Origin of the sequence: Streptococcus mitis, assembly GCF_023109515.1 — a bacterium.
Classification (GTDB): Bacteria; Bacillota; Bacilli; order Lactobacillales; family Streptococcaceae; genus Streptococcus; species Streptococcus mitis_CS.
In genome coordinates, this window is record NZ_JALDUM010000001.1 from 588,926 (window position 1) to 602,751 (window position 13,826).

At 33.0% G+C, this 13,826-nt stretch carries 11 protein-coding genes; all 11 read right to left on the bottom strand.

Annotation, left to right across the window (positions count from 1 at the left end; translation table 11 throughout):
• Positions 1 to 88: 88 nt before the first annotated feature.
• A complete protein-coding gene (gene mef(A), locus M1G05_RS02960; RefSeq protein WP_000417519.1) occupies positions 89 to 1,306 on the bottom strand; it encodes a macrolide efflux MFS transporter Mef(A) in 1,218 nt (405 codons plus the stop codon).
• 385 nt (positions 1,307 to 1,691) lie between these two features.
• Positions 1,692 to 1,862 carry a hypothetical protein gene (locus M1G05_RS02965; protein ID WP_000873143.1) on the bottom strand — a complete coding sequence of 57 codons (171 nt, stop codon included), beginning with the start codon at positions 1,860 to 1,862 and terminating at the stop codon, positions 1,692 to 1,694.
• Positions 1,863 to 2,642: 780 nt separating this feature from the next.
• Complete coding sequence (locus M1G05_RS02970; RefSeq protein ID WP_000261800.1) at positions 2,643 to 4,505, bottom strand: SAG1250 family conjugative relaxase; 1,863 nt, start codon at positions 4,503 to 4,505, stop codon at positions 2,643 to 2,645.
• The gene (locus tag M1G05_RS02975) at positions 4,492 to 4,857 is read right to left on the bottom strand and encodes a MobC family plasmid mobilization relaxosome protein (RefSeq protein WP_247953064.1); all 366 of its coding nucleotides are present in this window, start codon (positions 4,855 to 4,857) and stop codon (positions 4,492 to 4,494) included. The genes M1G05_RS02970 and M1G05_RS02975 overlap by 14 nt, the downstream gene beginning before the upstream one ends.
• 9 nt (positions 4,858 to 4,866) lie before the next feature.
• On the bottom strand, positions 4,867 to 5,226 hold the full coding sequence (locus tag M1G05_RS02980; protein ID WP_000529546.1) for an SAG1252 family conjugative relaxosome accessory protein: 360 nt from the start codon (positions 5,224 to 5,226) through the stop codon (positions 4,867 to 4,869).
• A gap of 338 nt (positions 5,227 to 5,564) precedes the next feature.
• The gene (locus M1G05_RS02985; protein WP_247953065.1) at positions 5,565 to 6,461 is read right to left on the bottom strand and encodes a restriction endonuclease; all 897 of its coding nucleotides are present in this window, start codon (positions 6,459 to 6,461) and stop codon (positions 5,565 to 5,567) included.
• A 23-nt stretch (positions 6,462 to 6,484) separates the two neighbouring features.
• Complete coding sequence (locus M1G05_RS02990) at positions 6,485 to 9,568, bottom strand: DEAD/DEAH box helicase (RefSeq protein WP_247953066.1); 3,084 nt, start codon at positions 9,566 to 9,568, stop codon at positions 6,485 to 6,487.
• Positions 9,565 to 10,374 carry a Hachiman antiphage defense system protein HamA gene (locus tag M1G05_RS02995; RefSeq protein ID WP_247953067.1) on the bottom strand — a complete coding sequence of 270 codons (810 nt, stop codon included), beginning with the start codon at positions 10,372 to 10,374 and terminating at the stop codon, positions 9,565 to 9,567. The genes M1G05_RS02990 and M1G05_RS02995 overlap by 4 nt, the downstream gene beginning before the upstream one ends.
• A gap of 2 nt (positions 10,375 to 10,376) precedes the next feature.
• Positions 10,377 to 11,135 carry a type II toxin-antitoxin system toxin PezT gene (pezT, locus tag M1G05_RS03000; RefSeq protein ID WP_247953068.1) on the bottom strand — a complete coding sequence of 253 codons (759 nt, stop codon included), beginning with the start codon at positions 11,133 to 11,135 and terminating at the stop codon, positions 10,377 to 10,379.
• The gene (pezA, locus tag M1G05_RS03005) at positions 11,135 to 11,611 is read right to left on the bottom strand and encodes a type II toxin-antitoxin system antitoxin PezA (RefSeq protein WP_247953069.1); all 477 of its coding nucleotides are present in this window, start codon (positions 11,609 to 11,611) and stop codon (positions 11,135 to 11,137) included. The genes pezT and pezA overlap by 1 nt, the downstream gene beginning before the upstream one ends.
• 519 nt (positions 11,612 to 12,130) lie before the next feature.
• Positions 12,131 to 13,813: an ABC transporter ATP-binding protein gene (locus M1G05_RS03010; protein WP_247953070.1), complete on the bottom strand. Its 1,683-nt coding sequence runs from the start codon at positions 13,811 to 13,813 to the stop codon at positions 12,131 to 12,133.
• Between the last annotated feature and the right edge of the window lie 13 nt (positions 13,814 to 13,826).

A 13,826-nucleotide genomic window follows, 5' to 3' on the forward strand; every position in this document is an offset into this window, starting at 1 on the left:
TCATTTGCTTGTATGCAGGGAAAACCCTGCGATTTTAGCAGGAAGAGTTACATGAAAATAAGATACATAAATATTCCTCCAATATTGTTTATTTTAAATCTAATTTTCTAACCTCAGTTATCATTTGGCAAACTATAGCAATGCCAATAATTAAAATACCTGATAGTAAAAACCAATGATTTACACCGATTTTATCAGCAAAGAATCCAGAAAGAATTAACCCAATTGGCATAGCAAGTGACATGATACTTCCGATCAAAGAAAATACACGTCCTAAATATTCAGGCTTAATTTTCTCCTGAAAAAGAGCTGTTTGCACACCGCTATAAAATGGCACCGAAAGCCCCATTATTGCACAGCAAACTACGAATATTACAAATCCATTTGGAGGAAGTATTCCCGAAACGGCTAAACTGGTCCCCATTATAAAAAATGAACTTGTTATTAGTAATACATGCTTTTCGAAGCCCCCTAATCTTCCTAATAATAAGCCTCCTGCTAGCATCCCAAATGCAAAGGAAATTTCCGTAATAGAAATATGCACAGGCGTTCCATTAAAGTGTTCCATGCTTATTAAAGGAAATAGTGCATTGATTGGCATATAAACAAAAGTATATAGTGTTCCTAAGAGTAATAAGGCAAACAATCCTTTGTTTTGTCTCAGAACCACAACTCCTTCTTTCATCTCCCTTATGAAATTTGGTTCTAAACTTTGCACTTGATTACCCAGCTTAGGTATACGTACAATTGCTACCGTAATAGATGCAATCACAGCACCCAATACGTCGATGGCAATAATAGCATTTAAATCCCAAACGGAGTATAAGAGTGCTGCAACTGCCGGACTAACAATATAGCTTATAGACTGCAAAGACTGACTATAGCCTGCGCATTTCGTTAGCTGTTCTTCTGGTACTAAAAGTGGTGTAACCGCATTGAGTGCTGGGGTATGAAAAGCTGTTCCAATGCTACGGATAAACAATACTATCATAATCATCCAGACAGGTAGCTCCATACAGAATGCAACAATAGCAAGCACTGCACCAGCTGCTGCGATAATTAAATCGGCACCAATCATTATCTTCTTCCTATCATGACGATCCACTAGCACACCAATGGCAGGTCCCAAAATCGCATAGGGTAAAAAACCTACTAATGAAGCCATAGACAAGACCATCGCAGATCCTGTTTTTTCTGTAAGGTAAAAAATAATCGCCATTTGCAGGATGGCACTAGTGATTAATGATACTGCTTGCCCTGCCCATATTGCATAAAATTTTCGTTTCCAATTGTTGTATTTTTCCATTTATATTATCTCCTGCATATTATTTTGCTTGAATTTCTATTTTGAATAGCATTCTAGGCAATAAAAAATGCAGGCCAAACCCCACAATGTGGCTTTTGGTCTGCATACATACAATTTGGAAACATTCATATTAAAGACATAGTTAAATAAAGGTATAGTTAAATAACCAATATCCTCACCGTAACTAATGAATGCTCAATATCGTATAAATAAGCACAACAAAAAAGCCTATCATCGGGTATAGATTCTGCTTTTTTTATTGCCAGCTTATCTTAAACGCATTGAGGCTGTCATAGTTTCGGTTCCTCCTACATCTTTGTTTATATCAATTTATAGTATAACACAACAAGATGATATGTTCAATATAAAAGTTATGGAATGAGACTCATACTTCCAATTCGATGCCAGATTTAAAGGATATGACGAAGTTTTCTTCATAGACTGTAACGCTCTGGATTATCTTCCTTAGTAGCAAGCGATTAGCTTTCACAAAATCTTCTGTTTGTAGTTTTAAAAATTCATCAGGATTTTCTAACTCAACCTCAAAATATTTCATTTTACATTCCCTCATTTCATTTATTGATAAATTGAGTTTGCAAAAAAGAGTGGACAATTTTTGTCTACTCTTAACCTTTAAAATAGTTTTTTTTAATCGATTTGAAGTTGCCTAAATTATTACTTATTCGGTAAAATGAAGTATTGCTTTCAACAGATTTCCTTCAACTACACTTCACTTGATTCAAACAAGGTGGGTACATTTCTATTCCCACAAACTCCTTGTCAATGGAAACAAACACGTACCCACAGGGTAAATGGAAATAGAAACTGATAATTTCTAGCTATCACTTCTACTCATTCCAAAAATTTTCTCACTCTGATACTTACCCACCATAAAGCAAAAAGCCTTGCAATCAAGGCTTTCATTATCCCTTTCGTTCAAAGGTTTCTAAGCTTTTACGAGCAGAGCGACACACTCAGCGGTTCGCTATCTCCGTTCTGTCTGCGTGCTAGCACTTGTCAATCACGGACAGCTATCGCATGGGCGGAAGTAAATGCTAATCTTCGTCGTTTTACTCCTTGACTAGCAAACTTACCGCCTCAACATGATGTGTCTTTGGAAAACAAAGAATTAATCTCATCTAAAAAAATAACGGTATTGTGTCAAATGGTTGAGGTATTTCTTCTACTTCTTCTTTCGTTTCTAACACAACTTCACCCGATTTCACTCCAATTACTTTAGTCGTTTTAATAACTGTATCAGTAATTAGTATCTTTGCATCAATAAATCCCTTATATATCAAGTTTTTCTATTAGTCGTAATATGTACTCAAATCCTTTAAAATTCAATTTCAATTTTATCTCTAGAAATTCGATGTTTATTTATATCAAATTGTTTTAAATAAATTTCCAGTTTTCTAACTGATTTTTCATATAGATCAATTTGCTGAATTAGTTGTTTATTTAATTTTGCAACCTCATATTCTATATTCTTTAAAGTTACATTCTCGGGAATATTTAGTTTTGATAATTCATATCTTACTAACTTCCTACTACTCTTATCTATACTTTTATGATTAATAAACACTTCCGCCATCTTGTTTAAGGTGGCGATTTTTTCATTTATTTGAGTCAGTTTGATGTCTATCTCTGCTATTTCTGCGACCAGTTCGTCTTTGATGACCTGGTATTTTTTGTCTGTCTCTGTTAACTCAATCAAGAGGTTAATCTCAGAAATCTTTTCTTGAAGTCTTTCAACAGTCGGTCGTCTGTATGGTATTGCTCGACTATCGTTGGTTAGCTGTCTAATCAAGGTTCGTCCTTTTATATACTGATTCTTATCCGAATGTTCTTTGTTATAGATAAAGTATGAGGTTGTCTCACGGATATAGACTTTATATTTTGTCTGATTCTCTTCTTCAAGAATATCTAATTGATAGTTAGGAATGAAAATAAAACCGCTCTGCTTTACACCAAAAGACACCTTGATATAAACGCCCTCATCAACTAACTTCTCTATTTGGTGTCCTGCAAGTTCCACTTCAAATTCGTGAACGGCATCTCGCTTCTTCTTAAATTCCTCAAAGGCTTCCTCAATTTCTTCAGTGGCTACCTTCTCCTTATCACGTTCTTCTTGAAAAGCATGGTACTGCTCCTGTAAATTCTCTAAGCCTTCTGAATCACCGACTTCCTTATTTTTAAAATAATCTTGAAAAAAATTGACATCATATAATTTCTTATCACTTATTTTTTTATGACTCAGACTGAATTGCTTTCCATTTTCTTCAAGTATAAAGATTACATTTTTTTGTTTTAAGTCAATGGTTAGATTCAATTCTTTTGCTTTTGTTAGTAACTCTTCTAAAGAATTGACACGGTTCAACAAAAATTCTAAACGACTTTCAATCTCTTGCTTGGCAAAATGTGTACGAAAAAATTCTTCATCATATAAATCTCGTTTGCTGAGTTGGCGTCCTCGAATTGGTTTTGTCATTGCTCTATCCGTCATCATGAATCGACTATGCTTCTGACTAAAATCAATATGAACATGTAACTGCACCGCTTTTTCTAAAAAATCATCAAAGGACTTTGAGTGCTGCATCAAAAAATAAAGGCGTTGCTTCAATTCAAATTTATGACTAGACTGCCTATATTTTTGATAGTCACGGTAGGAGAAACGTTTTTCAATAATTTTCGCTCCAGCCACTTTAGAAATACGATCTGAAATCATACGAAGGTTTCGTTCCAAGGCATAATTCCATATCAACTTTTTATCTGAATTACGGTCAATGGCGTTGATTAGGATGTGATTATGAACATGATCATTGTCTGTATGAGTTGCCACGATGAAACGAAAACGGCCCCCTGTTAATTCCATCATGGTCTCATAACCAATGCGGTTAATTTCTTCAGGTGTCAGATTATCTTCAGGAGAAAATGATTGAATGAGGTGATGGGCATGGATATTTTGTTGATGTTTTTCTTGTCGGTCATTTCTGGATTCGTACAACTTGTCGTTATTGGTAAAGTTGACATTGTACATTTCTACCATTTCTTCATAGCTAGGGAAGTCTAAATAATTGCTCATGCCAAAATCAGATACCAATTTCAAATTGTCCGTTTTATCAGGATTGAGAATATACTTAATTAAACGCCTACGATATTTTTTTCCGTGTGTCGCAAAGTGTTTAGTGACTACCATAGAGCTCCTTCAATCTTTTCACTTCCACTTGAAATTCTTTCTCTACGCCAGTAATTAACTCACTAACTCCCTTACTCAATTCTTGTAACTGTTCCTGAGAAATCAAATGGCTTTGATTGATTGCACGCGCAATTTGATTTATGTTATTTCCAATCCGTCTCAATTCAAAAACTAACTGGTCATAAGTATCAGTGTTAATCATGACAAATGACATATTGGGATTAAGTAAAACTTTTCTGGCATAGACTGAGAAATTTTGACAATTGCTCTTAGCAATCCGTTCATTCAATTGGTGTAATTCTGGATCAGTTAGAAATACTTTTTTGAGATTAGTACGATAGCGATAAACCATTACATCCTCCTAACCCATATATTTTTCACGGAACTCACGACTGAGTGGCTGCACTTGATTCACTTCTGCAATCAATTCTTGAACGCAAGTCAATAAGATTGAGACGTGCTCTTGCGTCACTTGATGATTTTCTCTTGCGATAACCAGAACTTTATACACATCTCGACTAATCTGTTCAAACTTTTGAGACTGCCAAAGGGAGAACCAACTTTCAAAAATTCTATCCTGATAATTCTTTTTCAATAAATTCTGACGAAGAAATTCTGAGAAACTATCCATTTTTTGTTCCCTCATCATTTCTTTTATCTGTTTTTCTTCTTGTCTCGTGATTCTAAATTGCTTTCTGATTGACTTAATTTCTTGTCCCATTCTGATATCCCTTCAACATTCTACTTGTCTGACAGTGTAAGTCTACCTCACATTGTCAGTACGCTTCCTAAAGACCTCACTTGCTTCTTGTTCGGTCTTTGCGAGCTCAGATATTGTGTCCACAATATCCCAAAAATCATATCGCCAGCTGACTAAAACCTTCCAGTTTTGACAGCTAACGATAAGATAACTTGGTGGCTCCGCCCCCAACCCCCCCAGAGAAAATCACAATTTGATTTTCTTAGGAATGATATTAGGATAACAAGGATGATTTGGAAAAGGTATCACAAAATGAAAAATGAGGGTAAGAAAAAAGAGAGCCGAAACTCTCGGAAAAGTTATTCTTGATTAATTATAGAAACATTTGGATTGCCAGTTTTAGAAGCACCAATTATCTTAACTTTTAAAGCTTCGTACAAACTAATTCTATTTTCTAGAATATAAGCTAATTCTTGTCCATCCATAAATAAAATTTTAGCATCTTTATTAGAAAAGTCTTGTATTACTTCATCTCTAAAACCATTTATTGAAAGAAACAGTCCCCGAGTCGAAGTTAGTTTTGTATCAACTTTTTGTTTTAAAGAAGCTATTTTCGGAGAATTTACTGGATTTTTTTCCCATTTCATTTCAACTAAATAATCAAAACCTTCAAACCTAAAATAGCCATCTAACTGTTGAGTATTTGTTCTATTTCTATACGAATCATGGTAATCAATATCATTAATTCTGAATAAATTAGCAACAATTTTTTCTAAACGATATCCTCTTTCTTGAGGATTATCGCTTGAAAATAGCGAATAATACTCCGTCTTTAGTTCTTCAATTTTTTGAAGGAGTTGTTGCCTGAGTTGTATTTTCATTTCCTGTCTTGAACGATGATAAGAATTATTAAGTGTTTCGTTAACCTTATTCTGTTGAGTATCACCTATCAGTCGCTTTAATTTTCTTAACGCATCTAATCCTCTATCTCTATCTTGAACTTCATCAGGAATATTTTTCATCTTATAAAATTCAGTTGCTATTCGTCTAATTATCAATCTTCCATTATCTGTTTTATTAAGTTCATTTATAACATTTTTCGCCCAAACAAACTTCGGTTCCGATTTCCATTTTAATATTAAATCATTTGGAACTCCCGAAGTTTGCATAAATGAAACGACAGTATCTTTATAGTGAAAACATAATCCAAAACATTGAATAATTTGTTGTTGGATTTCAAAAGATATCTTAGTCATTTTTCTCCTTTCTTTTAACTATTTTAAATTTCATTAATTAACTGTATGTAGTAACTTGGAAAATCACTCAATTTATCTTTTAGTCTAGCTGAATCCCGTTTGATTTCATTTCTAATCTGATCCTTACTTTGAGACTTAATCTCTTGACAAATCAATTGAACTACAATTCTATCTGAAAAACCTAATTCATAGATATTGATTTCTTTATCAAGAGATAAACCATATTTCAATCTCCTTGTCAACTTAGTTATAACATCTATTTTCTCACCAACTAATTCTTCAAGAATATTGTTGATTGAATTTAAAATCATTGATGTTTCGTACCCTAACCCATTGTCACAAAGAGATATAATGTCAGACAAGTCAATTGATTTTAACATGCCTCTTTTTTCAATTCTGATTAGCTTTTCAGTACAACTTTCCAATATATTAAAGTAAGAAATACCGTTAATCCAGAGTTGAGTAATATAATCGAGGTCCTCTGTACTCAATTTTCTCATCACCTTATTATTTGAAAATTCCCTTATAATCTCAATTAAAACACTTAATAAATCTTTCTCTAACTCACAAGATAATATAGAGTCCTGATTTTCCTGTACCCATACTTTTAAGTGTTCCGACTGGTATAATCCAATTGAGTTTTTTGAAAGTATTTCAGGTGATACTGAACTAGTGATTATTTTATCTCTGACTAAATCAAAGAGTTCTTTTATTCTTTCTCTTTCATTCTCATCGCCTAAAAAATACCCAAAAGTATTTTCAGCTAGACTATCAGTCTCTAGTTCGGTAGGATACATAGACGCAATATAATTTTCAATTGCTGTTAGAGTGTTTTCGATTTGGATTATTTTAGAATTAAAATCCTTTAAATAAGGACTCTTCTGTTTTGTTAATTTTGATAAAATTGTATCTATTTTTTTTCTGTATTCTAGAGTTCTATCAACCCTATCTTTAATCATACTCCAAAAGTCAAAGCTTTCGGGTTTTATTCGGTAATCAGTTGGATTTACTGAGTTAAACTGTATAATATTGAGAATATTGCTTTGACAGCCCTCTGTATTAATAGGATTTAATAATGTTTCATAGTTTTGTTTTTTCCACTTGTTTTTTGGTGATTTATAAATATTTGGCTCTGTTAAAATGATTGTTCCTTCTGTATATTTTCCGGCCCTTCCTGCTCTACCTATCAAATTCTGAAAATCACGAACTTTTATTGCATCTCCTGCTTGATACACACTTGAGATAATCAAGTATTTAATAGGTAAATTTACACCTTGTGCTAAGGTTGAAGTACATACTACATTATTTATTTTACTTTTTGAAAAAGCATACTCTATAGCAATGCGTATCCCCATAGGTATTCCTGAATGATGTGAAAAAACTCCTAGCTGACTACATGTATATTCAACACTATCATATCCTAAATTTTGACCAATTAAGTTTCCTATTTTTTCAACTTCAGACCTATCCGAGTTTTTTAAGAAATTAGTTAGATCATAATTCCTATTATTTAAGTCTATAACTCTTCGCAAAACAACATTGACCGTATCTTTTCTCCCACAAAAAATTCCTACTCCGCCATTATTAATTAGCTTAGTCCCATAATAAATACTTAAATCATTTGCGTTTGTCAGTTCTGGAAATACTTTTTGTTTGCGTTCTTTTCCAACCTGCTCTAATTCAGTTACACTAACAGTTCGTGGAACAAAAAATTCTTCTTCAAATGTAATAGGATCTATGAAATATAATTGCTCATTACTACCTTTTAAATCACTAAACGCAACTCTTTTCTCTGTTGTTTTTATCGAATTATTAGAAACGATTACTCCATTCTCGTTAAACCACCGATTTATAGCTTCACTATCTGGTATAACAGCAGAAATTAAAATCTTCTGTATTTCTTTCGGGAAAATTTGTTTAACTGTTGACATAAGTAATTCAAAGTTGGTTCCACGACTTGGATCATCAAAAAGATGTGCCTCATCAAATATACAAAGTCCTATTTCATTAATAAAACTTTGATGATTTCTCAATAAAAACAACAATTTCTCTGGAGTAAGTATAAAAACTCTTTTTTTACCATCATTAAAAATTGAAAAATCCTGTGGAATCTCAGGTAGATCAAAAATTTCACTTATAAATACCTCTTCGTCATTAACAAAGTGCCCATTAATATCTCTACATATTTCCCTGCACAAAGCCCTAAAGGGAGCAATAATCAATGCATTATCAATTCTATTTGAGTAAAATGCTGATCTTAGTATTAGGTTAACAGACGCTGTCTTCCCTGAACTTGTGGGCATCTGAATGATTCCAGATTTACCTGAAAAAATCCCCTGTACTCCTAATTCAATTTGAGAAGGCCAAAGTTCCTTAATGCTTCCCTCTGATTGTATATAATTCTGCCATAAAGAAAATTCTAATCCTGAAAATTCGGGAAGTAATTTTGTTGATGAACTGTTTATTTTTTTACAAACTATTGCTAAGAGACAATTTACAATAATTATAGAGAAATCACTCCCAATACTATATACGTTATCTTGTAAATTTTTAAAAACTTCTGCAGCAATATCACGTCCCTCTAAAATATAGTTTCTATACTGTTCAACTAGAGTGTTTAACTCAGCTGAATATATATCTGCGATTAATTCATAGTTCACAAAGACTCTATTTGTCAAGATGTCTATTAATACCTTAATTAGATTAGAACTATCCTCAGGAAATCGTCTAGCATCTGAAATATAGCTAAGCATAACACTCGAACTACCATTATAATCCCCTAGATAGTAAGCTGTTGCTCCTAACATTGCAATATAATCTCTATATTCATCAGCATTTCCCAACTCAGACAAAATCAGTGCATCAAAAAACTCTGCAGCGTGATGTAATTGTTTTTTTAAATGAGGATCAAAATGATTATGATTTATATAATCTTCAAAATACTTTCTAGCAGAATCCGCAACAATTGCTAGTGCTACAAGAAAAGATTTGTGAGAGTCCTCTGAAATCGAAATATGATTTTCTAAAGGTATATTAAATTCAATCATTTTTGCTTTTGAACGAACAAGTTTCGAATAATATAATGACCGTTCCCCAAATTCTATCATACTTCACTCGCTTTCAAATATAGTCTTTTTATAAAATTAAGTAATTCATTAGAATGTATAACCAATAACCTTAAATTTTCTTGTGCTCTGTGATTTTGCGTAACCGCATTTTTTATAAATTCAATATCATAAGATTGATTTGAGTGAACTGCAACAGCCCCATAAATCACATTAAACGGATGATCTGTAGTATTTAAAAATCTTTTTACTATATGTGCTTGATCTGAATTATCTTTAATTAGTTTTAAATAACTAGCTACAACTGAAGTGGAAAAACGTTCAAAGTCTTTATCTGAATGATCAATTGCAACTTGCAATCTTTGCTTATTAGGTAATAAGCTACCTGTTGACGCAGATGTTTTTACTTCTATGACAATAATTTCATCGTTTTGCGGAGTCATATCTCCTTTCTTATACCCCAAAACATCACTCCCCTGAGTTGAAGTATCTTTATTAACTTTGCTATCATATCGTGTCCGAGGAACAGCATAATCTTCAATATACTGAAGATAATCAGATACCAATATTTCTCCAAAATCTCCAGACATTGTTGAAAGACCAATACCACTATCTGATGGTAATTTATAATTTTTTAAATACTCATTAGACGAAATATTTATTTCATTAGTCATTTCTTGAAGTTCATCATCTGAGCAGTAATTACGTCTAAATTGTTTTGCCCATTCTTCAAAAATTTCTGGATCATCCTGGATATCTAAATGGAAAACTTCTATTTTTTTACCTTCATCAGTATATATTGGTTTTTCTGAAATTAGATAATTCATATATCTATGTGTTGCTTCCATAACTATCCCCCCAGCTCTCTCAACTGTTCCTGTCCCACCTTCATCATCTCTTCCTCCACCTTACTCCATTTTCCGAAGAGGCATTCGTGTAGAACTTCAGCTGCTGAGGTTTTGTCTACTTGCGAATCATAAACACACGATTGATCTCTTTGATAAATTTGAATTTGATTAAAAATCTTATCCTTTTCCAACTCTCGTAAGTTGTCAACTAAATGTTCTACAATTCTATCATGATGCTCTTTGGGAGTCGCTCTAGCTTGACTAGGGTCTATAGCATAGAGCTCCTCATAACGTATTAATGTACTGAGATAGGACAATTCTGGCTTAGTTGCAATCAGTGCAAGCGAGACTTGATAACCTATAGTTGTTAATAATTGTGCTGTTTTTCGGGGAACTTCGGTTGTTCTCAAGGTCCCCTCGATTAATAAATGATAACCTTGTTTACTCAATTCATCTACGAGATATTCAACCATTTGACCTGCAAATACTTTGGTATAATCCACACTATCTTTGCCATACTTTTCCTGTAGGTCAAGGTAGTTCGGATGAAAAGAGCGATAACTATCTCCATCAATGATAATGATATTGCCTTGAAATTCCCTTTGTTTAATACGATGAATCATTGTTTTCCCAGCACCACTTTGTCCACCGAGCAAAATAGCTTTAGGCTGAGATGAGGTTGTTTTTCCACGAGTTAAAGAACGAACGAGTCGTTTGGATGCTCGTTCAAAATCATCTTGACTAAATTCTTCTAGTTTCATTAAGCCACCACCAGATGACGAGCTTGTTCTAGCATACGTTCAATGCCATCCAAATAGCCATTATATCGCTCTACATCCTCAAAAGTTGCAACAAGATAAATCTTCGTATTAATCAAATCAGAAAGATCATCGCTCATTAGAACCCAAGGATTATTAGCATCATCAAATGCAATTTCTAGTTCATCTTGTAAACGATAAAGTTGCGCTAAGATATTCGCCCCTCGTTCTTTAATCACTTCAATTTTCAGAGTTAACTGATAATCTTCTACTGGTGTGAGCATTTTTTCCTCACCTACGATATCGACATAAGATACATTAAACTTCTGACAAATGATGTCTATTAATTCGGTAGAGACTGAACTCGTTCCATTTTCATAACGACTCAGACTGTTTCGTGAAATACCTACAATCCGTGCAAATTCGGGTTGTGTTAAGTCATGTGTTTTACGTAAGGATTTTATGTTCTTTCCAATCATGACAAACTCCTTTATTTTTATAATTCAATTATAGCATAAAAAAGCAGAACGCACCAATTTTGGTGCGTTATTTCTTGTTTTTCTATCCTAAACTTTACTTCTAAAAAAGTCATATAAAGAGCCATAAATATTAATTCTTGTATTAATATTTCCGATGCGCAAACGATATCTTCAAATACATTTATAACGATCCACCTTTTAGGATTTTTGTTGTCAAAATTGCCTTTATCTACAAAGACAAAATGCTTATAAAATAGCTTGAAATCAAGGAATTTCACCCTTTTTTCATTGTAGCAACACTATACACTCAGCGGTTCGGACTTAGCGTATTATTTCGTCGGTTTCCCACCTCGTTCTACAAGTCCTATCGCATGGGCGTAGCATCTACTTCTACTTCGCTGATGCCTCAGCTTGAACAAGCAGTGATACCGCCTCAACATGTGGTGCTAGTCAACATCTATATTATAAAACGAAAGTAATAGAGTGTTTTATAGAATTATACTATAAAACGAGAGAGAATTACACACTCAACTCAACCAATTTATAAAATTCACCTTTCCTATCCATCAAGTTATCAAAAGAACCATCTTCAACAATAACTCCATTTTTCATAAAAAGAATTCTATTGTATTTTTTCAACATACTCTTATTTAACTTATGCGTAACAACAAGAACCGTCAAATCTTGAATTTCTAAAATTGAATTTTCAATTTCAGTAGTAATTTTATTATCTAAAGACGAGGTAGCCTCATCTAATAATAAGATTGGTGTTTTTCGAATTAAAGCACGCGCAATACTAAGTCTCTGTCTTTCTCCCCCAGATAGATTTGATCCATTCTCACCACATAAAGTTTGTAGACCTAATTCATTTTCTAAAATATAACTTTCTAAGCCAGACTGCTGTACAGCTTTTTTTATATCATCTTCAGTAAATGATTGACTAAGGGTAATATTTGCTTTTAAAGTATCATCAAAGATATAAACATCTTGCTGAACAATAGTCATTAAGTTATAAAGGCTCTCTGCTGAAATAGCTTGCAAATCTTGATTATCAATTGAAATATACCCACTTGTTACATCATAGAAACGCAGTAATAGATTGAGTAAAGTCGATTTTCCACTGCCTGACATACCTACTATTGCAATTTTTTCCCCCTTTTTGATCTGCAAAGATAAATGATTAAAAATCTTCTCCTCAGCATTAGGGTAGGAAAAATCTACATTTGAAAAAGAAATGACATCATCAAAATATTCTTTCGTTTTACCAGTTTGAAGTTCGGTTACATCTTTTACCTCAAATGAATTCAGTGTAGCCTGACCTTCGCGGAATTTACTCATTCCCATACCAATTTCATTTAGTGGCATTACAACAAAATTGACTAGTTGAACAATAGCTGTAACACTCCCAATTGTGGTATGCCCACCGAAGACCAGATACATTCCTCCACCAAAGGCTACTAAAAAAACAATCATCCCTGAAAGTTGAGAAATAACATTAGATAAAACATCAAATTTCCCTTTGATGAAATATATCTCATCCAATTTTTCGCTTTCGTTTTTGTAATCTTGACCGATAGCCTCTTTCACATTAAAACTCTTTATAACTAGAAACCCTGCTAAAATATCTTTAACCTTAGCTAAATATTTCTGATCGGCTATCATAGAACTATTTTGTATAGAGGCTGATTTTTGTCCAATAAAACCTGAAATCATCATAGGAATAATGCTAGCAATGATAACTAATAAGGTCAAAAACCAATTACCTATAAACATGGCTACTAGTGAGAAAATCATTAAGGAAATATTTTTTGAAATATTAAAATACTGGTGCAAATAATCCTGCTCAATTTTCTTCATGTTCTCAGTTAATATTGAAATAAATTTCCCTGATTTTTCCTTAGAAAATTCTCTATAATCCCTATCTAAAATAGATTTAAACACCTTATTTTTGTATCTTGACATAATCTGCCTAACAAGTTTATTTCTTAATCGAAGGGATATAAAATTAAGACTGGCATAGATAAATATTACGATAGCACCTATTAGTATCGCTTGGGTTAGAGCTTCCCTATTTTGGGACATTCCGCTATCAATTATAATTTTAATAGAATAAGCAAAAGCAATATTAGTTAAAGGAACTAGTATATTAAAAATCATGAAAGTATAAAAAGACTTCTTATGGTACTTTGTCAATTGTTTCATTCCTAATCTACCT